Source organism: Cupriavidus sp. 22TCCZM01-5 (genome assembly GCF_057798915.1).
The window spans coordinates 323,866-348,071 of the sequence record NZ_JBYOJR010000001.1 but is presented as its reverse complement, the minus strand read 5'-3'; the positions used below and the strand labels follow the sequence as shown (position 1 = coordinate 348,071).

Below are 24,206 nucleotides of genomic sequence, written 5' to 3'. Positions count from 1 at the left end.
CGCACAGCCATGATCAAGCAAGCTCTCCTTTCCGTCTCCGACAAGACCGGCATCGTCGAATTCGCGCGCGAACTGAACGCGCTCGGCGTCACGCTGCTTTCCACTGGCGGTACCGCCAAGCTGCTGGCCGACAGCGGCCTGCCCGTCACGGAAGTGGCCGACTACACCGGCTTCCCCGAAATGCTCGACGGCCGCGTGAAGACGCTGCACCCGAAGGTCCACGGCGGCATCCTGGCGCGCCGCGACCTGCCCGAGCACATGGCCGCGCTGGCCGAGCACAACATCCCGACGATCGACCTGCTGGTGGTGAACCTGTACCCGTTCCAGCAGACCGTGGCCAAGGATGACTGCACGCTGCCGGACGCGATCGAGAACATCGACATCGGCGGCCCGACCATGCTGCGCTCGGCGGCCAAGAACCACCGCGACGTGACCGTGATCGTCGATCCGGCCGACTACGCCGTGGTGCTCGACGAAATGCGCGGCAACGGCAACAAGGTCGGCTACGACACCAACTTCCGCCTGGCCACCAAGGTGTTCGCGCACACCGCGCAGTACGACGGTGCGATCACCAACTACCTGACCAGCCTCGGTGCCGACAAGTCGCACCAGGGCCGCAGCGCCTACCCGCAGACGCTGAACCTGGCCTTCGACAAGGTGCAGGAAATGCGCTACGGCGAGAACCCGCACCAGTCGGCCGCGTTCTACCGCGACCTGAAGGCAGTGGACGGCGCGCTGGCCAACTACGTGCAGCTGCAGGGCAAGGAACTGTCGTACAACAACATCGCCGACGCTGACGCGGCGTGGGAATGCGTGAAGTCCTTCGACGTCTCCACGCCGGCCTGCGTGATCATCAAGCACGCGAACCCGTGCGGCGTGGCCGTCGGCGCCAGCGCACTCGAAGCCTATGACAAGGCCTTCAAGACCGACTCGACCTCGGCCTTCGGCGGCATCATCGCCTTCAACGTGGAACTCGATGAGGCGGCGGCGCAGGCCGTGGCGAAGCAGTTCGTCGAAGTACTGATCGCCCCGTCGTTCAGCGCCGCCGCGCGTGCCGTGTTCGCGTCCAAGCAGAACGTGCGCCTGCTCGAGATCCCGCTGGGCAAGGGTGTCAACCAGTATGACCTCAAGCGCGTGGGCGGTGGCCTGCTGGTGCAGAGCCCGGATGCCAAGAACGTGAAGCCGTCGGAACTGCGCGTGGTCACGCGCCGCCACCCGACGCCCAAGGAAATGGACGACCTGATGTTTGCCTGGCGCGTGGCCAAGTACGTCAAGTCCAACGCGATCGTGTTCTGCGGCGGCGGCATGACGCTCGGGGTCGGCGCGGGGCAGATGAGCCGCGTGGATTCGGCACGCATCGCCAGCATCAAGGCGCAGAATGCCGGTTTGACGCTGGCCGGTTCGGCGGTGGCGTCGGATGCGTTCTTCCCGTTCCGTGACGGGCTGGATGTGGTGGTGGACGCTGGCGCGACCTGCGTGATTCAGCCGGGTGGGTCGATGCGGGATGATGAGGTGATTGCTGCCGCGGACGAGAGGGGGATTGCTATGGTGTTGACTGGGACTCGGCATTTCCGGCACTGATTGGTATTGAGTCCGGCGGGGGGACTTTGGGACTGGCTCATCGTCCTTGGCAGGCGCCGCTGTTTCGCCGGCTACGCCGGCGAAACAGCGGCGCCTGCCAAGAAACGCCTCCCCCACAAGAGCCCCTAAGCTATCCCCCAATCCCCCCTTAGCCCCAAATGCGCATCCTAGGCATCGACCCCGGCCTCCGCACCACCGGCTTCGGCGTGCTGGAAAAGCATGGCAACAAGCTTTCCTACATCGCCTCGGGCACCATCAAGAGCAATGGCGATACCGACCTGCCCGCGCGCCTGAAGACGCTGTTCGACGGCATCAGCGAGGTAGCCCGCACCTATGCCCCGGACTGCGCGGCCATCGAGAAGGTGTTCGTCAACGTCAACCCGCAATCCACCCTGCTGCTGGGCCAGGCACGCGGCGCGGCGATCTGCGGACTGGTGGGACAGGGCCTGCCGGTGTTCGAGTACACCGCCCTGCAGCTGAAGGTGGCCGTGGTCGGCTACGGCCGTGCTAACAAGGAGCAGGTGCAGGAGATGGTCATGCGGCTGCTGAACCTGCCGGGACGGCCGAGCACCGATGCTGCCGATGCATTGGGCATCGCCATCTGCCACGCCAATGGCGGCGACACGCTCGGCACGCTGTCCGGGCTGGCACCCGAGCTGGTCCGCAAGGGTATGCGCGTGCGGCGCGGACGCCTGATCGGCTGACAAGGGCTTCGACAGGCGGCGCACGCGGGTCTCTTACAATCAGGGGCATTTGCCGCGCCCGGCGGCCACGGACCCTTTGCCATGCTCCGCCTCCGATCCAGTCTTCACGTCTCCCTGGCCACAGTCCTGCTGGCAGGTTGCGCCACGAAGCTACCCGCGCCTTCCGCACCCAGGACGGCGGCCGCAGCCGCAGCTGCGGAAGCGCCTGCACCGGCAGCAGCCACGAAGCCACTGGTCATCGCCCACCGCGGCGCCAGCGCGCTGCGCCCCGAACATACCCTGGCCGCGTACGCCAAGGCCATCGAGGACGGCGCGGATGTCATCGAGCCGGACCTGGTCATCACGCGCGACGGCGTGCTCGTGGCGCGCCATGAAAACGAGATTGGCGGCACCTCCAACGTCGCCGAGATGCCGCAGTTCGCCGACCGGAAACGCACCAAGGTGATCGACGGCGAGCGCCTGACCGGCTGGTTCACCGAGGACTTCACGCTGGCCGAACTCAAGACACTGCGGGCCCGCGAACGCATCCCGAAGCTGCGCCCGGCCAATGCGCGCCTCAACGACCAGTTCGAGATCCCGACCTTCGACGAGATCGTGCGGCTCGCCCAACAGGCGTCGCTGCGTACCGGCCGGGAGATCGGCCTGTATCCCGAACTGAAGCACCCGAGCTACTTCCGAGGTATCGGCCTGCCGCTCGAGGACAAGCTGGTCGCCGCGCTGCACCAACAGCCATACCTGCGCGAGGCGCCGGTATTCGTCCAGTCCTTCGAGCCCGGCAGCCTGCGGCAGGTGCGCCGCTCACTGGGACATGGCATGCCCAATGTCAGACTGATGCAACTGATCGGGAATCCCAGGCAGATCCCCGCCGATTGGCGACTGGCCGGCGAGACGCGCACCTATGGCGACATGCTGAGCCCGGCCGGCCTGCGCGAGGTCGCGTCCTACGCCAATGGTATCGGGCCCGAGAAGAACAGCGTGGTGCCACGCGACGCGCAAGGCGGACTCGGCGCGCCTTCCGCCGTCGTGCGCAACGCGCATGCGGCCGGCCTGCTGGTGCATCCCTATACGTTCCGGCCCGAGAATGCCTTCCTGCCCAAGGCGCTCCAGACCGGCGGAGATGGCGCCACGCGCAGCCCCGCAGGCATGGTGCGCGAGGTGGAGGCCTTTGTCGCCGCGGGCGTGGACGGTATCTTTACCGACGACCCGGCACTCGGCAGGCGCGCCATCGACGCCAGCCCCCCGTGAAGCAGGACCGCCGCTGGGCTACACTTGCGGCCTTCCGCAAACCGCTGAACCGACCTTTACCGCAAACGCAAACAACATGATCGGACGCATCGCCGGCACCCTAATCGAAAAGAACCCCCCGCACCTGCTGGTGGACTGCCACGGCGTCGGCTACGAAATCGATGTGCCGATGAGCACGTTCTACAACCTGCCCGCGACCGGCCAGCCGGTGACGCTGCTGACGCAGCTGATTGTGCGCGAGGACGCGCACCTGCTCTACGGCTTCGGCACGCCTGCCGAGCGCAACACCTTCCGCGAGCTGATCAAGATCACCGGCATCGGCGCGCGCATGGCGCTGGCAGTGCTCTCGGGCATGTCCGTGCCGGAGCTGGCCCAGGCCATCACGCTGCAGGAAGCCGGGCGCCTGACGCGCGTGCCGGGCATCGGCAAGAAGACGGCCGAGCGCCTGCTGCTGGAACTCAAGGGCAAGCTGGGCGCGGAGCTGGGCCATGCGCCTGGCGCGACCGCCGTGCATGACAGCGCGGTCGATATCCTGAATGCGCTGCTGGCGCTCGGCTACTCGGAAAAGGAAGCCGCCGCGGCCATCAAGCAGGTGCCGGCCGGCACGGGCGTGTCGGATGGCATCAAGCTGGCGCTGAAGGCCTTGTCCAAGGCCTGAGGCGTAAAATAGCGCGACACCTGACGCCGCCGCCATGATTGAAACCGACAAGTTCTCCGCCCCCGACCGCGTGATCGCCGCCACGCCCGCTTCCTCGCACGAAGAGGCGTTCGAGCGCGCGCTGCGGCCCAAGCTGCTCGACGAGTACGTGGGCCAGGAGAAGGTGCGCGGACAGCTCGATATCTTCATGCACGCGGCGCGCAACCGCCGCGAGGCGCTGGACCACGTGCTGCTGTTCGGCCCGCCGGGCCTGGGCAAGACCACGCTCGCGCATATCATCGCGCGCGAAATGGGCGTGAACCTGCGCCAGACCTCGGGGCCGGTGCTCGAGCGCCCGGGCGACCTGGCCGCGCTGCTGACCAACCTCGAAACCAACGATGTGCTGTTCATCGACGAAATCCACCGGCTCTCGCCGGTCGTCGAGGAAATCCTGTACCCGGCGCTCGAGGACTACCAGATCGACATCATGATCGGCGAGGGCCCGGCAGCGCGCTCGGTCAAGCTGGACCTGCAGCCATTCACGCTGGTCGGGGCCACCACGCGCGCCGGCATGCTGACCAACCCGCTGCGCGACCGCTTCGGCATCGTGGCGCGGCTGGAGTTCTATACGGCCGACGAGCTCGCGCGCATCGTCACGCGCTCCGCCCAGCTGCTGGGCGCCCGGATCGACCCGAAGGGCGCGCTGGAAATCGCCCGCCGCGCGCGCGGCACGCCCCGTATCGCCAACCGGCTGCTGCGTCGCGTGCGCGACTATGCCGAAGTCAAGGGCGACGGCACCATTACCCGCGAGATCGCCGATGCCGCCCTTGCCATGCTGGATGTGGACCGCGTCGGCTTCGACCTGATGGACCGCAAGCTGCTCGAGGCCGTGCTGCACAAGTTCGGCGGCGGACCGGTCGGCGTCGACAACCTGGCCGCGGCGATCGGCGAGGAGCGCGACACCATCGAGGATGTCCTGGAGCCGTACCTGATCCAGCAGGGCTACCTGCAACGCACGCCGCGCGGCCGGGTTGCCACCGCGGCAGCCTACCGCCACTTCGGCCTGGCAACGCCCGAGAGCGGCGGCACCGGCGAGCTGCCGGTCTGAAGATAAGCGGCGCCCGGCGGTGGTTGCTGCATTGCCGCAAACCCCGGCCGGCGCGCGTCGGGGACGTCAATTAAACGTTTTTGTCCCGCATCCCAAATTTTTTCGAAGTGGATTGCTGGCCCCTGCCCTATTGTCCACAATGGCTTCAACGGTACCCTAGCAAGGGTGCCCCGGCAGCCGTGCCGATGGCATGGCCCTCACTATCGCCAAGGAAAGCCATGACCCGTCGTCCGTCCTCCCTGCCTGCCGCGATGTTCGCTGCGGCGATGCTCCTCGCCACCAGCGCCGGCGCCCACGCACAGCGTCCGCAGGCCCCGGTCGGCGTTGCCGAGGAGGCCGTGGTCAGCGGCAAGATCATCGATATCGACCCGAACACCAAGGCCGTGCTGGTACAGGGCCCCCGCGGCAATGTCGTCGAGCTGGTGGGCGGCGACGAAGTGAAGAACTTCGGCCAGATCCGCAAGGGGGACATCCTTACCATTGCGCGCGGCGCGGCGATCGTCGCATCGCTGGAACCGATGGACAGCAAAGCGACCGCGCTGGCGGAAACGGTGGACCGGACCTCGCGCGCGGCCGAAGGCAGCAAGCCCGGCATCATGCGCGAGATCACCACGACGGTGACGGCGGAGATCACGAAGGTTGACCCGGCCAAGCACCTGGTCACGTTCCGGGGCCCGCGCGAAACGTTGCGCACGGTCAAGGTGGAAGATCCTGCCATCGATCTCAGCAAGATCCAGCGTGGTCAGATGGCAAAGATCGTCTATCGTGAAGTCGTAGCCATCACGGTCAGGGCCCCGGCTGCATCCGCAGCCAACTGACCCTATTCCGGACGCGGTACTTTTCCGACCAGGAGGTCACCTATGAATCGACGCGATTTTGTTACCCGGGTTACCGGATCTGGACTGCTTGTCGCCACCGCGTTCGCCGCCGGCTGCACGACAACGGGCACCGGCAGCACGACGGATAAGGCAGCAAAGAGACAGGAAATCGACGCGGGCGTCGACGGTGCGCTGAACCGTTTGTATTCGTCGACCAACGGTTCGCGTGAGCTGGCACAGCGCGCGCAAGGCGTCCTGGTATTCCCCAAGGTAATCGCGGCCGGCTTCATTGTTGGCGGCGAGTATGGCGAGGGAGCGCTGCGCGCCCACGGCTCGAACGTCGGCTACTACAGCACGACGCAGGCCTCGGTCGGCCTTACCGCCGGCGGGCAGTCCAAGGCCATCATCATTATGTTCATGACGCCCGAGGCCTACAACAAGTTCGTGTCGAGCAAGGGCTGGACGGCCGGCGCCGATGCAAACGTGGCACTGGCAAAGATTGGCGCCGATGGACGGCTTGACACCCTGACCAGCCAGCAACCGGTGATTGGCTTCGTTCAGACCAACGCTGGCCTGATGTTCGACGTATCGATCAACGGTGCCAAGATTTCGAAGCTCGACATCTGAATCCGTAGGAAAAGGCGGGCGGTACCGCCCGTCTTACCCCAAAGATCCCGGCCCCGGCCGGGATTCTTTTTTGCGGCACGGCAAGGCAGCCCCCCGGCTGGCATAATCGCGCAAAAAACAGCGGGCGCGGCAACGCACCGCCACACCGGGAACCTCCATGTCCGCCCTGCCCGCCGCCCCCGCCCATACCGGGCGCGTCTACCGCTACTACGATCTCGTCATGGTGGCGTTTGTCAGCGTGCTGCTGTGCTCCAACCTGATTGGCGCCGCCAAGGCCGCGCAGGTGACGCTGCCGCTGCTGGGGCCGGTAACCTTCGGCGCTGGCGTGCTGTTCTTCCCGATCTCGTACCTCTTTGGCGACGTGCTGACCGAAGTCTACGGTTATGGCCGCGACCGCCGCGTGGTGTGGGCGGGCTTCGCGGCACTGGCGTTCGCCACGTTCATGAGCCTGGTGGTACTGAACATGCCGGTAGCGCCGTTCATGGCCGATTACCAGAAAAGCCTGGAAGACGTATTCGGCAATACCTGGCGCATCGCGCTCGGGTCGCTGATTGCCTTCTGCTGCGGCAGTTTCGCCAACAGCTACGTGCTGGCCAGGATGAAGCTGTGGACGGGCGGGCGCTGGCTGTGGACCCGCACCATCGGTTCGACCCTGGCCGGCGAGCTGGTGGATTCGTCGCTGTTCTACGTGATTGCGTTCTACGGAATCTGGCCGCTGGAGAAAGTGCTCCAGGTCGCGGTGGCGCAGTACGTGTTGAAGACCGGCTGGGAAGTCGTGATGACGCCGGTCACCTATAAGGTCGTGCACTTTCTCAAGCGCGCCGAGAACGAGGACTGGTACGACCGTAACACAAACTTCACGCCGTTCCGCCTGCGCGTCTAGAGCCGAGGCCCGCGCGCCCTCAGGGAACGCGCCGATCCACTTCGTCCAGTGCCAGCGTTTCAAGGTGGGTCACGTCGCCCCACTGCGCCAGCGTCAGGTGATGGCTGTCGCTGCGCAGCCGGTTTATGCTGGCGTTGAGCAACTCGTGCTGGCGCGGCGCCTCGAGCGTCATGCCGGTGGCCTCGCGGTAGAGGCAGTCGAGCACGCCGCCGTGGGCCACCAGCGCGATGCGCTCGCCCGGATGCCGGCGCGACAGCGACAGCGCGATCTCGACCGCGCGGTCATGGAACTGTGCGAGCGACTCGCCCTGCGGCGGCGCATAGTCGGGCACGCGCGCCTGCCAGCGGGCAAAGTGCTCCGGCAACTGCTCGGCGACTTCGGCATAGGTCATGCCCTGCAAGTTGCCATAGCTGCGCTCGCGCAAGCGCGGTTCGGACCGGACCTTCAGTCCGAGCGCCTCGGCCAGAGGCGCCGCGGTCTGCATGGCGCGGCCCAGGTCGCTGGAATAGACCGCGTCGATCGGCTCGCCGGCCAGCGCCGCAGCCAGCGCGCGGGCCTGGGCCTGGCCAGTCTCGTTGAGCGGGATGTCGAGCTGGCCCTGGAGCCGACGCTCGCGGTTCCAGGCCGTCTCGCCATGACGGATCACAATCAGGTGCGTGTAGGCCAGCGAATGCGGCCCGGAGCTTTGCAACATGCCCTTTCCTTGCTATTTCCATGCCCTTGCCCGGCGCAGGAGCCGGGCACGCGGCCTTAGCCGGCTACCTTGGGATTGAGCGTGTAGGTGCCGGTCAGGCTGGCCTGCGCCAACACATGGCCGCGGATGGCTTCCAGCACCTGCGCCCCCGTGAACTTGCCGTCGAGCGGCACCCGGTCGATATCCAGCGCGTAGACCGTGAATACGTAGTGGTGCAGCAGGGTGTCGTTCCACGGCGGGCACGGGCCGTCGTAGCCGTAGTAGTCGCCCTTCATGTCGGCGTCATTGGCAAACCAGCCCGTGTAGTCGTTGATGCCGTGGCGCAGGCCGCCCGCGGTGGCCGTGCCGCCGGCCGCTTGGGGGCCGGGCTTGCCGCGCGCGATCACGCCGTCGCTGTGCGAGCCCGCGGCGATCGTGGTCAGGCCGGGCGGGATGTCGACCAGCACCCAGTGGTAAAAGTCCACGCGCGGCAGCGATGCCGGCACTTCGCGGCCTTCCTGGTTGACGTCGTCACCCTGGCTCGGGACATCGCGGTCATGGCAGATCAGGACAAAGGAGCGCGTCTGGACCGGCGCGTCTTCCCAGTGCAAATCGGGGTTGCGGTTGCTCGACAGCGCCACGTGGGCGGCGGCATCGGGCACGCAGAAGGCGAACTCGCCAGGAATCGGCGTGTTGTCGGCGAAGGACTTGCTCCAGAGTTTCATTTGTCGCTCCTGTCTTGTGGATGGCCGCGCGGGCGCGCCATCGTGGTTTCCTGCTGCCTGTGCGGCCTTGAGCGGCCTCAGGCGTTGCCGGGCGGAGGCACGCGCAGCCAGAACGTCACCGGTCCGTCGTTGGTCAGGCTCACCTGCATCATCGCCCCGAACTCGCCGGTCTGCACCTCAGGGTGCGACGCGCGCGCCCGCTCCACGAAATACTCATAAAGGCGCCGCCCGTCCTCGGGCGAGGCCGCCGGCGTGAAGCTGGGCCGGGTTCCGCTATTGGTATCGGCGGCCAGCGTGAACTGCGACACCACCAGCAGGCCACCCGCGCCGCCGTTGCCATCCATGTTCTGGACCGGCAGGTTCATCTTGCCGTCCGCGTCGGAAAACACGCGGTAGGACAACATCTTGGCGAGCAGCCGGTCGGCCTGCGCCTCGGTATCGCCGCGCTCGGCACAGACCAGCGCCAGCAGGCCAGCGCCGATCTCGCCAGTGGTACGGCCGCCGACGGTCACGCGCGCCTGCGCTACCCGCTGGATCAGTGCGATCATCGCCGGTCCTCAGGCCAGCGTCACGCGGGCAAAGCGGCGCTTGCCCACCTGGACCACGTAGGTGCCGGCAGCCACCTTGGTGGCCTTGTCGCTCACGGTGGAGCCGTCGATCTTCACGCCGCCCTGCTCGATATTGCGGTTGGCCTCGGACGTGGATGGCACCAGGTTGGCCTGCTTGAGCAACTGCGCGATGCCCAGCGGCGCGCCCGACAGGCTGACCGCCGGGATATCGTCCGGCACGCCGCCGCGCGCGCGGTGGTTGAAGTCCTCGAGCGCCTTCTCGGCATCGGCCTGGCTGTGGAAGCGCGCCACGATCTCCTGCGCCAGCATGACCTTGCAGTCGCGCGGGTTGCGGCCCAGCGCGATTTCCTGCTTCATCAGGTCGATCTCGTTGAGCGGGCGGAACGACAGCAGCGTGTAGTACTGCCACATCAGGTCGTCCGAGATGCTCATCAGCTTGCCGAACATCTCGTTGGGCGCCTCGGTCACGCCGACGTAGTTGCCCTTGGACTTGGACATCTTCTCGACACCGTCCAGGCCCACCAGCAGCGGCATGGTCAGGATGCACTGCGGCTCCTGGCCGTATTCCTTCTGCAGCTCGCGCCCGACCAGCAGGTTGAACTTCTGGTCGGTGCCGCCGAGCTCCAGATCGGACTTCAGCGCGACCGAATCGTAGCCCTGCATGAGCGGATAAAGGAACTCATGCACCGAAATGGGAATCCCAGACCGGAACCGTTTGGTGAAGTCGTCACGCTCCATCATCCGGGCCACGGTGTATTTGGCGGCGAGCTGGATCATGCCGCGTGCGCCGAGCGGATCACACCACTCGCTGTTGTAGCGGATTTCGGTGCGCGCCGGATCGAGCACCAGGCTGGCCTGACGGTAGTAAGTCTGGGCATTGGCCTCGATCTGCTCGCGCGTCAGCGGCGGCCGGGTGCTGTTGCGCCCGGAAGGGTCGCCGATGGTCGAGGTGAAGTCGCCGATCAGGAAGATCACCTGGTGGCCCAGGTCTTGCAGCTGACGCAGCTTGTTCAGTACCACCGTATGCCCGATGTGGATGTCGGGCGCAGTGGGGTCGAGGCCGAGCTTGATGCGCAGGGGAACACCGGTCGCTTCGCTGCGAGCGAGCTTCTGTGCCCATTCGGCTTCGATCAGCAGTTCGTCGCAGCCGCGCTTGGACACCTCCAGCGCGTGCATCACCGACGGCGTGAGGGGATATTTGGCCGCGGGGCCGGAGGATGCTTCAGTCATGACGTAAGTCTTTGAAATACATGAAAATTTGCCGGATTCGCCACTCGGCCCCGAGCCGATTCTTGGTATAATCCGCGCTTTCCGGCGACACGCGGCACCGAGCCCGTGCGCCACCCGCCATTCTAGGCGGCAAATAAAGATGAACAGCCCGCGCCGCACCTCGGGGGAGGAAGGCAGACGACACACATCGTTGCGGCAGCGGTGCCCAGACCAAGGTTGAATTTTACGTGATGTGGTCCAGACTCCGCGAAGTTTTCGCGCGCGAGCTGGTGGTTCTCGTCGACCCGACCAACCCCCAGCACGCGCGAAGGCGCAAGCAACTCACGGCTTCCGTGGGCGCGATATTCACGCTCGGCATGGCTGCCGCCATGGGTGTCGCACCGCGCAGCGCCTTCAATGATCCGCTCGCGCCGCGCGTGAACGAGCCGCTGCGCATGCCCGATGTGCGCGAACAGCTCGCACAGCTTACCGATATCGATTCCGAGGCCGTCTACGTGCGCCAGGAACGCATGCAGCGTGGCGACACCATTGCCTCGCTGCTGCGCCGCCTCGGCGTGGACGATCCCGACGCGCAGGCCTTCATCCTCAAGAACCCGACCGCGCGCAGCCTGTTCAACCTCAATCCGGGCCAGACCGTGCAGGCACAGATCGACGACAGCAATATGCTCGTGTCGCTGCAGGCCAATCTCGGCGGCGATGCCGCGCACTCGCGCGAACTCATGATCGAGCGTGTCGAGCCGGCCAAGGCCGGCGGCACGACCAGCTACAAGGCGCGTGTGCAGAACGTCGACAACGACCTGCGCTATGAGATGGCGTCCGGCTCGATCGCCGCGGGCGGCTTCTTCAAGGCCATGGACGCGGCCAACGTGCCCGATGAAATCGTGCAGCAGATGCTGTCGATCTTCTCCGGCGTGATCGACTTCCAGCATGACATTGCCAGCGGCGACCGCTTCCGCATCATCTACGAAGCCGGCTTCCAGGACGGTGCGTTCATCCGCAACGGCCGCGTGGTGGCGATCGAACTGATCAACCGGAACCAGCTCCACCAGGCCCTGTGGTTTGCGCCCCAAGGCGAGAGCAACGGCGCCTACTACACCTTCGATGGCCGCAGCATGAAGCGTCCGTTCCTGCGTTCGCCGGTGGAGTTTTCGCGCGTATCGTCGGGCTTCGGCGGCCGCGAGCATCCGCTGCACCATGAATGGGCCCAGCACAAGGGCGTGGACTTCGCCGCGCCCACGGGCACCAAGGTGATGGCGACCGGCGAAGGCGTGATCGACTTTGTCGGCCGCCAGAATGGCTACGGCAACATCATCATCCTGAAGCACGCGAACGGCTATTCGACCTACTATGCCCACCTGTCCGGCTTTGCCGGCGTGCAGCAGGGCCAGCGGGTATCGCAAGGCCAGGTCATCGGCTATGTCGGCCAGACCGGCTGGGCCACCGGGCCGCACCTGCACTACGAGTTCCGCTTCAACGACGTGCCGCAGAACCCGCTGAGCATTGCGCTGATGGAAGCCCCGGTGCTGACGGGCAAGGCGCGCCAGGAATTCCTCGGCTATACCAGCACGATGCTCAGCCGCATCAACGCGCTGCGCACCTATAACGTCCTTACCGCGGCCAACTGACAGCCGCTCCGCCCGGAGACTCCATGCGCGCGCACGGCAACCGCTATATCGGCATCATGTCTGGCACCAGCATGGACGGCGCGGACGCCGTGCTGGTGGACTTCAGCGGCGAGCGCCCGGCCGTGCTGGCCGCCGCGCACGAGCCCTTCCCCGACGCGCTGCGCACGGACTTCGGGCAGTTGCAGCAGCCCGGCGACAACGAGATCCACCGCGAGGCGCTGGCCGCCAACGCGCTCGCACGCGTCTATGCCGGCTGCGTGGCCGCGCTGCTCGGACAGGCGGGGCTGCGGCCGGACGATATCGCTGCGATCGGCGCGCATGGGCAGACCATCCGCCATCGCCCGGGCCTTTACGACCAGATCGGCTACACGCGGCAGAGCCAGCATCCCGCGCTGCTGGCCGAGCTGGCGGGCATCGACGTGGTGGCGGATTTCCGCAGCCGCGATGTCGCGGCGGGCGGCCAGGGCGCGCCGCTGGTGCCGGCGCTGCACCAGGCGCTGTTCGGCGACGGGGCCGAAGCCCGCGTGATCTGCAATATCGGCGGCATCTCCAACATCAGCGTGCTGCCCGGCAACGGCGGCGCCGTGATCGGCTTCGACTGCGGGCCGGGCAATGCGCTGCTCGACTACTGGATCGGCGAACAACTCGGCATGCCGTTCGACGACGACGGCGCCTGGGCCGCGAGCGGACGCGTCGACGATGCGCTGCTGGCCGAATGCCTGGCCGATCCATACTTCAGCGCCGCACCGCCCAAGAGCACGGGACGCGACCTGTTCCATCCCGCCTGGCTGGAAGCGCGCCTAGCGTCGCGGGGGGCACCCGCGCCAACGCCAGCGGACGTACAAGCGACACTCGCCGCGCTGACCGCCGAAGCGATTGCGCGCGATGTCCGTGCCCACTCGCCGCAGGCGCGACGGCTGATCGTTTGCGGTGGTGGTGCGCGCAACGGCTACATCATGCGGCGTCTGGCGCAGGCCCTGCCCGGCCTGGCCGTGCAGACGACTGAAGACTTCGGGGTGCCGGTGTCCCAGGTGGAAGCCATCGCCTTCGCCTGGCTGGCGCGCCAGTGCCTGCTGCGCCTGCCGGGCAATGTCGCCACGGTCACCGGCGCTTCTGGTCCGCGCGTGCTCGGCGCGATCTATCCGCGCTGATCGACCGTGTGATGGACGGGATCAGGCGCTGGAAGGGTTGGGGGTTTTTGTGCTTGGCATGCGCCGCTGTTTCGCCGGCGTTGCCGGCGAAACAGCGGCGCATGCCAAGCACGACAACCCATCCCCCCATCCCCCCATCCCCCCATCCCCCCATCCCCCCATCCCCCCATTCCCCGCATTCCGCCGAAGAACCCCAAAAAAAACGCACCCGAAGGTGCGCCTTTCTGCCGAAGCATCTTGCCTCAGACCGAGAACGACGAGCCGCAACCGCAGGTGGTCGTGGCATTCGGGTTCTTGATCACGAACTGCGCGCCATTGATGTCTTCCTTGTAGTCGATCTCGGCGCCGACCAGATACTGGTAGCTCATCGAGTCGATCAACAGGGTGACGCCGTTCTTGACCATGGTGGTGTCGTCTTCGTTGACTTCCTCGTCGAACGTGAAGCCATACTGGAAGCCTGAGCAGCCGCCGCCCTGCACGAACACGCGCAGCTTCAGCTCGGCATTGCCCTCTTCCTCGATCAACTGCTTGACCTTGTCGGCGGCGCTGTCGGTAAAGACGAACGGTGCCGGCACGTCCTCGGTTGCGGGTGCCTCTGCGACTGCGTTCATGGGGTTCTCCTGATTAGATACGCCTGTATTCTAAGCGCTACTGGGAAATCGTGCCGAAACCCTTGGTTTTCAAGGGCTTCTGGCAGGGAATTGCACATGGCATTCAAGCCACTTTACCGACCTCAGCCAGTTCGGCCGCGGTATCCGCGTCTTCAGCGTCGCCGTCCGCCTGTTCAGAGGCCACCAGATTGGGAAGCGCCTTGACCTCTTCCTGGCCGAGCGGTACGAGACGCCCTTCCACCAGAGCGCCCTGGTGCATCTCGAGCGCCGCGTAGCGCACCTCACCGAGCACGCGGGCGTGCGGCTGGAGCTCGAGCAGTTCGCTTGCGTGGACGGGACCCTTTACTGTTCCGTTAAGGACCAGATGCCCGACAGTGATCTCGCCTTCTACCCCGCCTTTTTCGCTGATCACCAGCATGCTTGGCAGACCCGCCGCGGCGCGGATATTGCCGCGCACCCGGCCATCGAGGCGCAAGCCGCCCGAGAACACCAGATCGCCATCGATGGCTGTGCCTTCACTGATCAGCGTATCGATCGAGAGTCCCTTCTTCCTGGAAAACAACATCCCTCACTCCTTGATTGGATTCAGCCGGCCAGCATGCCGAAGCGTTGCTCCGCAATACGGGCGAGATTGTATCCGCGGCGAGCCATTACCCCACCAAGGTAGGGAGATGAAATTGTGACTTTTTTCGCATACAGGAGATGCCTCGGCTGTAAAGGCCGCGCGTCCGCCTATGGACAGGAAGCGGACGAAAAAAAACCGCACGACCAGCGTGCGGTTTTTTCTTGCTCCGCGCGATCCGGCAAGGCCGGACCGGCGAATGCACATCAGCGCTTCGAGAACTGCTTGCGGCGACGTGCCTTGTGCAGACCGACCTTCTTACGCTCGACTTCACGTGCATCACGCGTGACGTAGCCAGCCTTCGACAGGGCCGACTTCAGCGTTGCATCGTAGTCGATCAGGGCGCGGGTGATGCCGTGACGGACGGCACCGGCCTGGCCGGTTTCACCGCCGCCGGTAACGTTGACCTTGATGTCGAACGTTTCGGCGTGCTCGGTCAGTTCCAGCGGCTGGCGCACGATCATCAGGGAAGTTTCGCGAGCGAAGTATTCCTTGATGGGCTTGCCGTTGACGACGATGTCGCCCTTGCCCGACTTGATGAAGACACGTGCCACGGCGCTCTTGCGGCGGCCAGTACCGTAATTCCAATTACCGATCATGGATTGGCCTCCTTAGATTTCCAGCGCCTTGGGCTGCTGCGCTTCGTGCGGATGCTCGGCTTCGGCGTAAACCTTCAGCTTCTTGATCATCGCGTAGCCCAGCGGACCCTTCGGCAGCATGCCCTTGACAGCCTTCTCCAGGGCACGGCCCGGGAAGCGCTGCTGCATCTTGCCAAACGTCGTTTCGTAGATACCGCCCGGGTAACCCGAATGGCGATAGTACTTCTTGTCCGTTTCCTTGGTACCCGTGACACGCAGCTTGGCTGCGTTGACGATGATGATGTAATCACCGGTGTCGACGTGCGGAGTGAATTCCGGCTTGTGCTTGCCGCGCAGACGGCGTGCCACTTCGCTGGCGACACGGCCGAGGACTTTGTCCGTCGCGTCAATCACGTACCAGTCGCGCTTTACCTCATGAGGCTTGGCGGAAAAGGTCTTCATGATTTTTCCTGACTATTAGAGAACTGCCCGATACTGACTCGCGAAGGCTTGTACTCGCCCCTGCAAGTCTCGTCGGCCGGCCCTGTGGACCTGACCTTCCTGCTTGTCTTCGCAGGCTCTCCCTACTTCTCTTCCCGCGGGCATGGCGGAAAAGCCGTAGATTATACTGTCGGACGCGAGCCTGGCACAAGCAAAGTCAAGGGATTTCGTCAAGATCACCACGACCGCGGACGGCACCGAGGCTTTTGGCGCACTTGCAGGGTACTGACGAAAAAAAACCCAAGCCGGTTGGGCTTGGGTTTGAATCCACCAAAGGAGGAGGGTGGAGGAGACACTTGGAGATCGACGGTGTTTCATGCGGGCGGTGCGGAGGGCTTGGCCGGTGGCTTCGCTTTCGCACTCTGGCGCGCTGTCTGCGCCGTCGTTCAATGGTTGGAATTATACATGGGGTAATCCCTGATGCAAGCGAAATTTGCAGTGCGAAACGCAATTTCACATTGCGGGATGCGATACCTCCTAGAGCAAGGATGCTTTTTCGCTTTAAAATCAATCAGTTGATACACCAGTGCGATTGTCATTGAACTGACATATTAGAAGAAACCCTCGGTTCTTTGGGGTTATCGGCATCCGAGCAACAGACTTTACGATGTCGTATGCTGGAAAAAGCAAGATTCGAGATCACGCGCTTGTGACCGGAAACATACGACTCACACGACAGGAACGAACAAAATGGAATGCAAAGTGACATGGATGGGCGCCGAGGGCATGAGCTTCGTCGCCCAGACGGGCAGCGGGCACATTGTCGCCATGGATGGTGCACCGGAAGGCGGCGGCCACAACCTGGCGCCGCGCCCGATGGAAATGGTGTTGCTCGGTACCGGCGGCTGCACCGCCTATGACGTGGTCCTGATCCTAAAGCGCGGCCGCCAGGAAGTGAGCGGGTGCAGCGTGAAGCTCGAAGCCGAACGTGCCAGCGAAGATCCCAAAGTCTTCACTCGCATCAATTTCCACTTCGTGGTGACCGGCAAGAACCTCAACTCGGCCTCGGTCGAGCGTGCAATCAAGCTGTCGCATGAGAAATACTGCTCGGCATCGATCATGATCGCCAAGACCGCGGAGATCACGCACACGATGGAGATCGTCGAAGGCTGACGGGTGCAAATGCCCGGGCAGCCGGATGCTGGCCGGGTAACAAGGAAGACAAGCGCAAAGCAGGCCGATAAGCCGGATTCTGTGCACACCACCGCACCTTGCGGCGCGTGGCATGTGACAACCATTCCTCTAGGCCGTCTGTTGCCAGCCGGCTCCAGCTCCCTACCCGCAGGCTCAGCGGGCCGCCTCGATGCCTGCCTATTTGGGATTGCTCCAGGTGGAGGTTACCGCGTTTCACCCTTCCCGCCGGGAGAACCCGGCGGCAAGACTCGTCTCTGTGGCCCTATTCCGCACGTCACCGTGGATGGCTGTTAGCCAACACCCTGCCCTGTGGAGTCCGGACTTTCCTCCCCTTGCACCTTGCGATGCAAGCAGCGATTGTCTGGCCTGCTTTGCGGCCCGAAGTCTAACATCATTGCTGGCCGTCGGTCAGGCTTCGGGCTGCTGGCGCCGGCCGGGCCGGAAAACCGTCGCGTCCGCGTAGTACGCTGCATCGGCATTGGCCTCGCACCAGCCGGGAATGCCCATGACGGGCAACGGCGCGAAGCTGCGCCCGCCGCGCAGCGTGCCGGCATCGGCGGCAGCCCGCAATGAGGCGGTCGCTGCCACGTCAAGCATCGGCAATCCGGCTGACAAGGGCGGCAGCGCCAGCGGCCACGCATGGGCCGTGACGGACTTGTATGGATTCACCAGCTTTTCCAGCAGCGCGTGGCCGAATGGCACCACCAGGCACAGGCTGTCCCAGTCCTGGCGACGCCGGATAAACAGCTCCTGCCATCCAAACCCGCGCAGCGCTGCCTCCAGGCTGGCGTCGGCGCTCAGAAACAGCACGGCGTTCTCGTCGAACAGCGTTGCGGCATCACGCACGCCGCCTCGGCCAGCCTGAACGCCTGTGCGCCCGATCACCTCGGCCTGGATCGCGTTAAGCCGGGCCTTGACCCGCGGGAAATGCAGCCAGATCAGCGCATTGAAGAAATCGTGGAGATTGTCGCGGGTCGGCACCGCACCGGTGGCGTGGATATGGGCCTCGTAGGCGACACCGGCGGGCAACTCCGCTTGCGTGACGAAATTCAGCGGCAGGCCCCGGATATTACACAACCCTGCCCGGGCAGCCTGCGCGTTCAGGCACGCGTGCAAGGCGGTGCCATCCGCCACCGCCGTGACAAGGCCCGCGCCGACGGCTGCAAAGGGCCGGAACCACGGGCGTGTCCAGTCGATCGCCGAAAGAGAAGCGGCGAACGCCTGGTTCGCCGCCGATGGGACTGCCGTCAATGCCCTGCGCTTCAGCGCGCCTTCCAGCGCAGCGTTTCACCGGCGCGCAGCGGCACCAGCGTGGCATCGCCGTAGGGCAGCTCGGCCGGCAATTGCCAGTCTTCGCGCTCCAGCGTCAGGGTGCCGGCATTGCGCGGCAGGCCGTAGAAAGCGGGACCGTTGAAACTTGCGAACGCCTCGAGCTTGTCGAGCGCGCCGGCGGCGTCGAATGCCTCGGCATAGAGTTCCATCGCGTGCAGCGCGGTGTAGCAGCCGGCGCAGCCGCAGGCATGTTCCTTCAGGCCGCGTGCGTGCGGGGCGCTGTCGGTGCCCAGGAAGAAGCGGTCGCTGCCGGACGTTGCCGCGGCGACCAGCGCCTCGCGGTGGATCTCGCGCTTGAGCACCGGCAGGCAATAGTAGTGCGGGCGGATGCCGCCGGTGAAGATCGCGTTGCGGTTGTACAGCAGGTGGTGCGCCGTGATGGTGGCGCCCACCGGGCCGCTGGCATCGCGCACGTACTGGGCCGCATCCTTGGTCGTGATGTGCTCGAACACCACCTTCAGTTCCGGGAAGTCGCGGCGCAGCGGCGTCATGACGCGGTCGATGAAGACGGCTTCGCGGTCGAAGATGTCGATGTCGCCATCGGTCACTTCGCCGTGCACCTGCAGCGGCAGGCCCACGCGCTGCATCGCCTCGAGCGCGGCCGAGCAGCGGCGGATGTCGGTCACGCCGGCATCGCTGTTGGTGGTGGCGCCGGCCGGATACAGCTTGACGCCATGCACGAAGCCGCTCGCCTTGGCCGCGACGATTTCCTCGGCAGCGGTGTTGTCGGTCAGGTACAGCGTCATCAGCGGCTCGAAGCTCATGCCGGCCGGCAGCGCGGCCAGGATGCGGGCGCGGTAGGCCTGTGCCTGTTCCACCGTGGTCACGGGCGGCTTCAGATTCGGCATGATGATGGCGCGGCCGAACTGGCGCGCCGTGTCGGGCAGCACGGCTGCCAGCGCCGCGCCGTCGCGCAGGTGCAGGTGCCAGTCGTCCGGGCGGGTAATGGTGAGCTTCTGGGTCATGGCTTGCTGGGCCTGCCGCCGCAAGCGCGGCAGGCGGTCTGGAAGTTAGAGAATCAGGATGGCGCGGTAATCGTTCACATTGGTGCGCGTCGGGCCGGTCACGACCAGGTCGCCGATGGCATCGAACAGGCCCCAGGCGTCATGCGCGTCGAGCTGGCGCCGCGCCGGCACGCCGGCCGCCTCGGCACGCGCCAGCGTGGTCGGGTCCGCGAGCGCACCCGCATTGTCCTCCGAACCGTCGATGCCGTCGGTATCGGCCGCGATGGCATGCACGCCTTCCATGCCTGCCAGTTCGATGGCCAGCGACAGCAGGAATTCCGAACAACGCCCGCCCCTCGCCTTGCCGCTGCCGCCGCCGGCCGGCAATGTGACCGTGCATTCACCGCCCGAGACCAGCGCCACCGGCGCGGCGAACGGCGCATTGTACGCGCGAATCTCGCGCACCAGCGCGGCATAGACGCGCGCGGCCTCCTGGGCCTCGCCCGTCACCGTGTCGCCGAGGATCACCGGGGTGATGCCGCGCTCGCGGAACAGCGCCGCGGCGGCCAGCAGGCTGCCGTGTGCGGTTGCAATCATACAGTTGTCGACGCGCGCGAACAGCGGATCGCCGGGCTTGGGCGTTTCCGGCACCTCGCCGCGAGCGCCGCGTTCCAGGTGCGACTGCACGCTTGCCGGGACGGTGGCGCCATAGCGCCGCAGGATATCGAGCGCATCGGCAAACGTGCTCGGGTCCGCCACGGTCGGTCCTGACGCAATCGCGCTGGGATCATCGCCAGCCACGTCGGATACGATCAGCGTCGTTACCGGCGCCTGGCTGGCCTGCGCGAGCCGCCCGCCCTGGATGCGCGAGATGTGCTTGCGCACGATATTCATCTCGGTGATCGGCGCACCACAGCGCAGCAGTTCCTTCGTCGTGGCCTTGAGGTCGGCCATCGGGATGCCTTCGGCCGGCAACGACAGCAGGCTGGAGCCCCCGCCGGACACCAGCACCAGCAGGCGGTCCTGCGGTGTCAGCGCGGACACGCGGGCCAGGATCTCGGCCGCGGCCTGCTCGCCGGCTTCGTCCGGCACCGGATGCCCGGCCTCGATCACGCGCACGTGCCCGGTCGGCAGGCCATGCGCATAGCGAGTGACCACCAGTCCTTCGATCCGTGCCTTGCCGGCGTAGGCCTGCTCTACCGCCAGCGCCATCGATGCCGCCGCCTTGCCCGCGCCCACGACCAGCGTGCGCCCGCCCGTCTGCGGCGGCGGCAAGTGCCCCGCGACGATCTTCAGCGGATCCGCCGCCGCCACTGCAGCCTGGAAGGTCTCCAACAACAGCGCGCGCGGATCGCCCGCGAAACCGCCCGCCGCGCTCACAGTGCCTCCGCGATCGCGCGGCCCAGGTCCCCGGTACCCCCCTTGCCGCCGATGTCGCGCGTCAGCGGCGCGTGCTCGGGGCCTGCGGACAGCACCTTCTCGATCGCACCCAGCACTGCCGCGCCGGCCTCGTCGTGGCCGAGGTGCTCCAGCATCATGGCGCCACACCAGATCTGGCCGATCGGGTTGGCCACGCCGCGTCCGGCAATGTCCGGCGCGGAACCATGCACCGGCTCGAACAGGCTCGGATACGTGCGGTCCGGATTGATATTGCCGGACGGCGCGATGCCGATGGTGCCGGTACACGCCGGGCCGAGGTCGGACAGGATGTCGCCGAACAGGTTGCTCGCCACCACCACGTCGAACCAGTCGGGATGCTGGACGAAATGCGCGGTCAGGATGTCGATGTGGTACTTGTCGACCTTCAGGCCGGGGTAGTTCGCCGCCATCGCCTCCACGCGCTCGTCCCAGTAAGGCATCGTGATCGAGATGCCATTGGACTTCGTGGCCGAGGTCAGGTGCTGTTTCGGGCGCTTCTTCGCCAGCTCGAATGCGAACTTCAGGATGCGGTCGACGCCGACCCGGCTCATCACCGTTTCCTGCATCACGATCTCGCGCTCGGTATTCGGGAACATGCGGCCGCCGATGCTCGAGTACTCGCCCTCGGTGTTCTCGCGCACGACGTAGAAATCGATATCGCCGGGCTTGCGGTCGGCCAGCGGGCTCTTGATGCCGGGCATCAACCGTACCGGCCGCAGGTTCACATACTGGTCAAAGGAACGGCGGAACTGCAGCAGCGACCCCCACAGCGACACGTGGTCGGGCACGGCATCGGGCCATCCCACCGCACCAAAGTAGATCGCGTCGTACTTCACCAGCGTGTCGAACCAGTCGTCCGGCAGCATCTTGCCGTGGCGGGCGTAGTAGTCGCAGCTGGAAAAATCGAAGTGGTCCCACTGGAAATCGATGCCGAACTTGCGCGCGGCGGCGTCCATGACGCGGATGCCCTCAGGCATGACTTCCGTGCCGATTCCGTCTCCAGGAATCACGGCAATCTTGTATTGGCTCATAGCAGTCGGGAACGGTGATGCGGGATCGCCGGAGGCGCCACGGCGCATGCGCTTGGCAGCGGCCCGGGCGCGCGTGATAATGTATGCATTCTATTGCAAAGCGGCAGCCCCCTGCCGACCCGGTGCCCCGCCATGTGCCAGCTGCTAGGCATGAACTGCGCCACGCCGACCGACGTGACGTTCTCCTTCACCGGTTTCGCCGCCCGCGGCGGCCTGACCGACCACCACGCTGACGGCTTCGGCGTGGCCTTCTTCGAAGACAAGGCCTGCCGGCTCTTCATCGATAACCAGTCGGCCGGCACATCGCCCGTCGCGGACCTGATCAAGCGCTACCCGATCAAGTCCAAGAACGTCATTTCGCACATCCGCAAGGCCACGCAGGGAACGGTGCTGCTGGAGAACTGCCACCCGTTCATGCGCGAGCTGTGGGGGCGGCACTGGATCTTCGCGCACAACGGCGACCTGCTGGACTTCGCGCCGTTCCTGTCCGGCGTCTACCAGCCCGTGGGCGACACCGACAGCGAACTCGCCTTCTGCACGCTGATGCAGGGGCTGCGCAAGCGCTTCCCGGGCTCGCAGCCGCCGCTGAACGAGCTGTGCCATGCGCTGGCGGACATCACGCGCGACATCACCACGCACGGCGTATTCAATTACCTGCTGTGCAACGGACAGGCGCTGTTCGCGCACTGCTCGACGCGGCTGTACTACATCGTGCGGCAGTGGCCGTTCTCGACCGCGCACCTGATCGACGCCGACCTGTCGATCGACTTTGCCCAGGTCACCACGCCGGACGACCGGGTCGCGGTGATCGCCACCCAGCCCCTGACCGACAACGAGACCTGGACACCCTTTGAACCGGGCGAGCTGATCATGTTCATCGACGGACGCCCGGAGATGACGCTGTCGGTGCCGATCCCGCCGGAAGTGCAGGCCAAGAACGCGGCCAATACGGCCTGCACCTGACCCCGGACGCGTCAGCCGAAAAAAAAGGACGCCGTGGCGTCCCTTTTTTCCATGTAGCGGCGCGCTGCTCGCTTCAGTGCTGCAGGATCTTCGACAGGAACTGCTTGGCGCGATCCGAGCGCTGCTCGATATTGCCGAAGAACTCTTCCTTGGCGCAATCTTCGACGATCTTGCCCGCGTCCATGAAGATCACGCGGTTGGCCACCTTGCGTGCAAAACCCATTTCGTGGGTCACGCACATCATGGTCATGCCTTCCTGCGCGAGCTGCACCATCACGTCCAGCACCTCGTTGACCATCTCCGGGTCCAGCGCCGAAGTCGGCTCGTCGAACAGCATGCAGATCGGGTCCATCGACAGCGCGCGCGCGATCGCCACGCGCTGCTGCTGGCCGCCCGAGAGCTGGCCCGGGTACTTGGCCGCCTGGCTCTTCAGGCCCACGCGCTCCAGGTACTTCAGGCCCTTGGCCGTGGCCTCGTCCTTCGAGCGGCCGAGCACCTTCATCTGCGCAATGGTCAGGTTCTCGGTAATCGACAGGTGCGGGAACAGCTCGAAGTTCTGGAACACCATGCCCACGCGCGAGCGCAGCTTGGGCAGGTTGGTCTTCGGGTTGCCCACCGAGGTGCCGTCCACGAGGATATCGCCCTTCTGGAACGGCTCCAGCGCATTGACGGTCTTGATCAGCGTCGACTTGCCCGAGCCCGACGGCCCGCAGACCACCACGACCTCGCCCTTGGCAACCCTGGTGGTGCAATCGGTCAGCACCTGGAAGGCGCCATACCACTTGGAAACATTGTTTATTTCAATCATAGGGCCACCTTTTTCTGGTAACGCTTGACCATCAGCGAAACGGAGTAGCAGATAACAAAATACACGAAGCCGGCGAACAGCAGCATTTCCACGATGCGGCCATCACGTTCGCCCACGCCGTAGGCCTGGCCAAAGAAGTCGGCCAGCGCGCTCACATAGACCAGCGACGTATCCTGGAACAGGATGATGCCCTGCGTCAGCAGCAGCGGCACCATGTTGCGGAACGCCTGCGGCAGGATCACCAGCTTCATGGTCTGCCCGTAGGTCATGCCCAGCGCCTGCGCGGCGAACATCTGCCCGCGCGACACGCTCTGGATCCCCGCCCGGATGATCTCGGAATAGTAGGCCGCCTCGAACAGCGAGAACGCCACCAGCGCCGAGGTCATGCGCAGGTCCGATGCCGGCGACAGGTTGAAGATGTTCTGCAGCACCTGCGGGATGATCAGGAAGAACCACAGCAGCACCATCACCAGCGGGATGGAGCGGAAGATGGTCACGTACCCCTGCGCGAACCAGTTGAGCGGCTTGACGGACGACAGGCGCATCATCGCCAGGATGGTGCCCCAGACGATGCCCACCACAATGGCCGTAACGGTGATCTTGAGCGAGACCAGCATGCCCTCGCCCAGCACATCGAGCGTGGCGGGGGTGATGGAGCTGAAATCGAATTCGTATGCCATGGCGCCC

Annotated in this window: 26 protein-coding genes and 1 other RNA gene; 12 read left to right on the top strand and 15 right to left on the bottom strand. The window is 65.5% G+C overall.

Annotated features, from left to right (window positions below):
- Window positions 1-9 precede the first annotated feature (9 nt).
- The 8 genes from purH (at window position 10) to AC3FNH_RS01715 (ending at window position 7,603) form a co-directional block, all read left to right on the top strand.
- Window positions 10-1,581, top strand: coding sequence for a bifunctional phosphoribosylaminoimidazolecarboxamide formyltransferase/IMP cyclohydrolase (gene purH / locus AC3FNH_RS01750; protein WP_276099481.1), 1,572 nt, complete (start codon window positions 10-12; stop codon window positions 1,579-1,581).
- 158 nt (window positions 1,582-1,739) lie between these two features.
- Window positions 1,740-2,285 (top strand): crossover junction endodeoxyribonuclease RuvC, encoded by a 546-nt coding sequence (gene ruvC, locus AC3FNH_RS01745; RefSeq protein WP_276099480.1) that lies wholly within the window; start codon window positions 1,740-1,742, stop codon window positions 2,283-2,285.
- Between the two features lie 81 nt (window positions 2,286-2,366).
- Window positions 2,367-3,530: a glycerophosphodiester phosphodiesterase gene (locus AC3FNH_RS01740; protein ID WP_488718858.1), complete on the top strand. Its 1,164-nt coding sequence runs from the start codon at window positions 2,367-2,369 to the stop codon at window positions 3,528-3,530.
- 76 nt (window positions 3,531-3,606) lie between these two features.
- The gene (gene ruvA, locus AC3FNH_RS01735) at window positions 3,607-4,188 is read left to right on the top strand and encodes a Holliday junction branch migration protein RuvA (protein ID WP_276099478.1); all 582 of its coding nucleotides are present in this window, start codon (window positions 3,607-3,609) and stop codon (window positions 4,186-4,188) included.
- Window positions 4,189-4,222: 34 nt separating this feature from the next.
- Window positions 4,223-5,275 carry a Holliday junction branch migration DNA helicase RuvB gene (ruvB, locus tag AC3FNH_RS01730; RefSeq protein WP_276099477.1) on the top strand — a complete coding sequence of 351 codons (1,053 nt, stop codon included), beginning with the start codon at window positions 4,223-4,225 and terminating at the stop codon, window positions 5,273-5,275.
- Between the two features lie 218 nt (window positions 5,276-5,493).
- The gene (locus AC3FNH_RS01725) at window positions 5,494-6,093 is read left to right on the top strand and encodes a hypothetical protein (protein ID WP_276099476.1); all 600 of its coding nucleotides are present in this window, start codon (window positions 5,494-5,496) and stop codon (window positions 6,091-6,093) included.
- 42 nt (window positions 6,094-6,135) lie between these two features.
- A complete protein-coding gene (locus AC3FNH_RS01720) occupies window positions 6,136-6,720 on the top strand; it encodes a BPSL1445 family SYLF domain-containing lipoprotein (RefSeq protein ID WP_488718857.1) in 585 nt (194 codons plus the stop codon).
- Window positions 6,721-6,877: 157 nt separating this feature from the next.
- The gene (locus AC3FNH_RS01715; protein WP_488718856.1) at window positions 6,878-7,603 is read left to right on the top strand and encodes a queuosine precursor transporter; all 726 of its coding nucleotides are present in this window, start codon (window positions 6,878-6,880) and stop codon (window positions 7,601-7,603) included.
- Window positions 7,604-7,622: 19 nt separating this feature from the next.
- Here the strand turns inward: AC3FNH_RS01715 and AC3FNH_RS01710 are convergent, their stop codons facing one another.
- The 4 genes from AC3FNH_RS01710 to tyrS all read right to left on the bottom strand — a co-directional run bounded on the left by AC3FNH_RS01710 (window position 7,623) and on the right by tyrS (window position 10,800).
- Entirely contained in the window at window positions 7,623-8,297 is a 675-nt protein-coding gene (locus AC3FNH_RS01710; protein ID WP_276099473.1) for a histidine phosphatase family protein, read from the bottom strand.
- A gap of 56 nt (window positions 8,298-8,353) precedes the next feature.
- Window positions 8,354-9,001 carry a YbhB/YbcL family Raf kinase inhibitor-like protein gene (locus AC3FNH_RS01705; protein ID WP_276099472.1) on the bottom strand — a complete coding sequence of 216 codons (648 nt, stop codon included), beginning with the start codon at window positions 8,999-9,001 and terminating at the stop codon, window positions 8,354-8,356.
- Between the two features lie 77 nt (window positions 9,002-9,078).
- Entirely contained in the window at window positions 9,079-9,549 is a 471-nt protein-coding gene (dtd, locus tag AC3FNH_RS01700) for a D-aminoacyl-tRNA deacylase (protein WP_276099471.1), read from the bottom strand.
- Window positions 9,550-9,558: 9 nt separating this feature from the next.
- Complete coding sequence (tyrS, locus tag AC3FNH_RS01695; protein ID WP_276099470.1) at window positions 9,559-10,800, bottom strand: tyrosine--tRNA ligase; 1,242 nt, start codon at window positions 10,798-10,800, stop codon at window positions 9,559-9,561.
- A gap of 230 nt (window positions 10,801-11,030) precedes the next feature.
- On the opposite strand from tyrS, the gene AC3FNH_RS01690 reads away from it, so the two are divergent.
- Both AC3FNH_RS01690 and AC3FNH_RS01685 read left to right on the top strand, forming a co-directional pair.
- Window positions 11,031-12,425, top strand: a complete 1,395-nt coding sequence (locus AC3FNH_RS01690) for a M23 family metallopeptidase (protein WP_276099469.1) — start codon at window positions 11,031-11,033, stop codon at window positions 12,423-12,425.
- 23 nt (window positions 12,426-12,448) lie between these two features.
- Entirely contained in the window at window positions 12,449-13,576 is a 1,128-nt protein-coding gene (locus AC3FNH_RS01685; protein ID WP_488718855.1) for an anhydro-N-acetylmuramic acid kinase, read from the top strand.
- A gap of 242 nt (window positions 13,577-13,818) precedes the next feature.
- On the opposite strand, the gene erpA is transcribed toward AC3FNH_RS01685, so the two are convergent.
- The 4 genes from erpA to rplM form a co-directional block, all read right to left on the bottom strand.
- A complete protein-coding gene (gene erpA, locus AC3FNH_RS01680) occupies window positions 13,819-14,187 on the bottom strand; it encodes an iron-sulfur cluster insertion protein ErpA (RefSeq protein WP_276099467.1) in 369 nt (122 codons plus the stop codon).
- A 103-nt stretch (window positions 14,188-14,290) separates the two neighbouring features.
- On the bottom strand, window positions 14,291-14,752 hold the full coding sequence (locus AC3FNH_RS01675; RefSeq protein ID WP_488718854.1) for a bactofilin family protein: 462 nt from the start codon (window positions 14,750-14,752) through the stop codon (window positions 14,291-14,293).
- A gap of 263 nt (window positions 14,753-15,015) precedes the next feature.
- Window positions 15,016-15,408: a 30S ribosomal protein S9 gene (gene rpsI / locus AC3FNH_RS01670; protein WP_211948825.1), complete on the bottom strand. Its 393-nt coding sequence runs from the start codon at window positions 15,406-15,408 to the stop codon at window positions 15,016-15,018.
- 12 nt (window positions 15,409-15,420) lie between these two features.
- Window positions 15,421-15,849, bottom strand: coding sequence for a 50S ribosomal protein L13 (rplM, locus tag AC3FNH_RS01665; RefSeq protein ID WP_010813907.1), 429 nt, complete (start codon window positions 15,847-15,849; stop codon window positions 15,421-15,423).
- A 729-nt stretch (window positions 15,850-16,578) separates the two neighbouring features.
- On the opposite strand from rplM, the gene AC3FNH_RS01660 reads away from it, so the two are divergent.
- A complete protein-coding gene (locus AC3FNH_RS01660) occupies window positions 16,579-17,001 on the top strand; it encodes an OsmC family protein (protein ID WP_488718853.1) in 423 nt (140 codons plus the stop codon).
- A 52-nt stretch (window positions 17,002-17,053) separates the two neighbouring features.
- Here AC3FNH_RS01660 and rnpB read toward each other — a convergent pair.
- From rnpB to AC3FNH_RS01635, 5 genes are all read right to left on the bottom strand, one after another.
- Window positions 17,054-17,395, bottom strand: an RNA gene (gene rnpB / locus AC3FNH_RS01655) — RNase P RNA component class A.
- Window positions 17,396-17,430: 35 nt separating this feature from the next.
- Window positions 17,431-18,273 carry a DUF3025 domain-containing protein gene (locus AC3FNH_RS01650; RefSeq protein WP_488718852.1) on the bottom strand — a complete coding sequence of 281 codons (843 nt, stop codon included), beginning with the start codon at window positions 18,271-18,273 and terminating at the stop codon, window positions 17,431-17,433.
- Between the two features lie 11 nt (window positions 18,274-18,284).
- The gene (gene pyrC / locus AC3FNH_RS01645; RefSeq protein WP_276099462.1) at window positions 18,285-19,319 is read right to left on the bottom strand and encodes a dihydroorotase; all 1,035 of its coding nucleotides are present in this window, start codon (window positions 19,317-19,319) and stop codon (window positions 18,285-18,287) included.
- 45 nt (window positions 19,320-19,364) lie between these two features.
- Complete coding sequence (locus tag AC3FNH_RS01640; protein WP_488718851.1) at window positions 19,365-20,678, bottom strand: glycerate kinase type-2 family protein; 1,314 nt, start codon at window positions 20,676-20,678, stop codon at window positions 19,365-19,367.
- The gene (locus AC3FNH_RS01635) at window positions 20,675-21,748 is read right to left on the bottom strand and encodes a tartrate dehydrogenase (RefSeq protein WP_488718850.1); all 1,074 of its coding nucleotides are present in this window, start codon (window positions 21,746-21,748) and stop codon (window positions 20,675-20,677) included. Before AC3FNH_RS01635 ends, AC3FNH_RS01640 begins: the two co-directional genes overlap by 4 nt.
- A gap of 132 nt (window positions 21,749-21,880) precedes the next feature.
- Between AC3FNH_RS01635 and AC3FNH_RS01630 the strand changes: the two genes are divergently transcribed.
- On the top strand, window positions 21,881-22,711 hold the full coding sequence (locus tag AC3FNH_RS01630) for a class II glutamine amidotransferase (protein ID WP_276099459.1): 831 nt from the start codon (window positions 21,881-21,883) through the stop codon (window positions 22,709-22,711).
- Window positions 22,712-22,784: 73 nt separating this feature from the next.
- Here the strand turns inward: AC3FNH_RS01630 and AC3FNH_RS01625 are convergent, their stop codons facing one another.
- A complete protein-coding gene (locus AC3FNH_RS01625) occupies window positions 22,785-23,519 on the bottom strand; it encodes an amino acid ABC transporter ATP-binding protein (protein ID WP_276099458.1) in 735 nt (244 codons plus the stop codon).
- A complete protein-coding gene (gltK, locus tag AC3FNH_RS01620; RefSeq protein WP_276099457.1) occupies window positions 23,516-24,199 on the bottom strand; it encodes a glutamate/aspartate ABC transporter permease GltK in 684 nt (227 codons plus the stop codon). Before gltK ends, AC3FNH_RS01625 begins: the two co-directional genes overlap by 4 nt.
- Between the last annotated feature and the right edge of the window lie 7 nt (window positions 24,200-24,206).

Excerpts from the sequence above, each read along its gene's own strand:
- rpsI (WP_211948825.1), bottom strand. The coding sequence starts at position 15,408 with ATGATCGGTAATTGGAATTACGGTACTGGCCGCCGCAAGAGCGCCGTG.
- erpA (WP_276099467.1), bottom strand. The coding sequence starts at position 14,187 with ATGAACGCAGTCGCAGAGGCACCCGCAACCGAGGACGTGCCGGCACCG.
- AC3FNH_RS01725 (WP_276099476.1), top strand. The coding sequence starts at position 5,494 with ATGACCCGTCGTCCGTCCTCCCTGCCTGCCGCGATGTTCGCTGCGGCG.
- AC3FNH_RS01660 (WP_488718853.1), top strand. The coding sequence starts at position 16,579 with ATGGAATGCAAAGTGACATGGATGGGCGCCGAGGGCATGAGCTTCGTC.
- AC3FNH_RS01625 (WP_276099458.1), bottom strand. The coding sequence starts at position 23,519 with ATGATTGAAATAAACAATGTTTCCAAGTGGTATGGCGCCTTCCAGGTG.
- dtd (WP_276099471.1), bottom strand. The coding sequence starts at position 9,549 with ATGATCGCACTGATCCAGCGGGTAGCGCAGGCGCGCGTGACCGTCGGC.
- ruvB (WP_276099477.1), top strand. The coding sequence starts at position 4,223 with ATGATTGAAACCGACAAGTTCTCCGCCCCCGACCGCGTGATCGCCGCC.
- AC3FNH_RS01685 (WP_488718855.1), top strand. The coding sequence starts at position 12,449 with ATGCGCGCGCACGGCAACCGCTATATCGGCATCATGTCTGGCACCAGC.
- AC3FNH_RS01720 (WP_488718857.1), top strand. The coding sequence starts at position 6,136 with ATGAATCGACGCGATTTTGTTACCCGGGTTACCGGATCTGGACTGCTT.
- AC3FNH_RS01715 (WP_488718856.1), top strand. The coding sequence starts at position 6,878 with ATGTCCGCCCTGCCCGCCGCCCCCGCCCATACCGGGCGCGTCTACCGC.
- rplM (WP_010813907.1), bottom strand. The coding sequence starts at position 15,849 with ATGAAGACCTTTTCCGCCAAGCCTCATGAGGTAAAGCGCGACTGGTAC.
- pyrC (WP_276099462.1), bottom strand. The coding sequence starts at position 19,319 with ATGACCCAGAAGCTCACCATTACCCGCCCGGACGACTGGCACCTGCAC.
- AC3FNH_RS01740 (WP_488718858.1), top strand. The coding sequence starts at position 2,367 with ATGCTCCGCCTCCGATCCAGTCTTCACGTCTCCCTGGCCACAGTCCTG.
- ruvA (WP_276099478.1), top strand. The coding sequence starts at position 3,607 with ATGATCGGACGCATCGCCGGCACCCTAATCGAAAAGAACCCCCCGCAC.
- ruvC (WP_276099480.1), top strand. The coding sequence starts at position 1,740 with ATGCGCATCCTAGGCATCGACCCCGGCCTCCGCACCACCGGCTTCGGC.
- AC3FNH_RS01710 (WP_276099473.1), bottom strand. The coding sequence starts at position 8,297 with ATGTTGCAAAGCTCCGGGCCGCATTCGCTGGCCTACACGCACCTGATT.
- purH (WP_276099481.1), top strand. The coding sequence starts at position 10 with ATGATCAAGCAAGCTCTCCTTTCCGTCTCCGACAAGACCGGCATCGTC.
- AC3FNH_RS01690 (WP_276099469.1), top strand. The coding sequence starts at position 11,031 with ATGTGGTCCAGACTCCGCGAAGTTTTCGCGCGCGAGCTGGTGGTTCTC.
- AC3FNH_RS01705 (WP_276099472.1), bottom strand. The coding sequence starts at position 9,001 with ATGAAACTCTGGAGCAAGTCCTTCGCCGACAACACGCCGATTCCTGGC.
- gltK (WP_276099457.1), bottom strand. The coding sequence starts at position 24,199 with ATGGCATACGAATTCGATTTCAGCTCCATCACCCCCGCCACGCTCGAT.
- AC3FNH_RS01630 (WP_276099459.1), top strand. The coding sequence starts at position 21,881 with ATGTGCCAGCTGCTAGGCATGAACTGCGCCACGCCGACCGACGTGACG.
- AC3FNH_RS01675 (WP_488718854.1), bottom strand. The coding sequence starts at position 14,752 with ATGTTGTTTTCCAGGAAGAAGGGACTCTCGATCGATACGCTGATCAGT.
- AC3FNH_RS01635 (WP_488718850.1), bottom strand. The coding sequence starts at position 21,748 with ATGAGCCAATACAAGATTGCCGTGATTCCTGGAGACGGAATCGGCACG.
- tyrS (WP_276099470.1), bottom strand. The coding sequence starts at position 10,800 with ATGACTGAAGCATCCTCCGGCCCCGCGGCCAAATATCCCCTCACGCCG.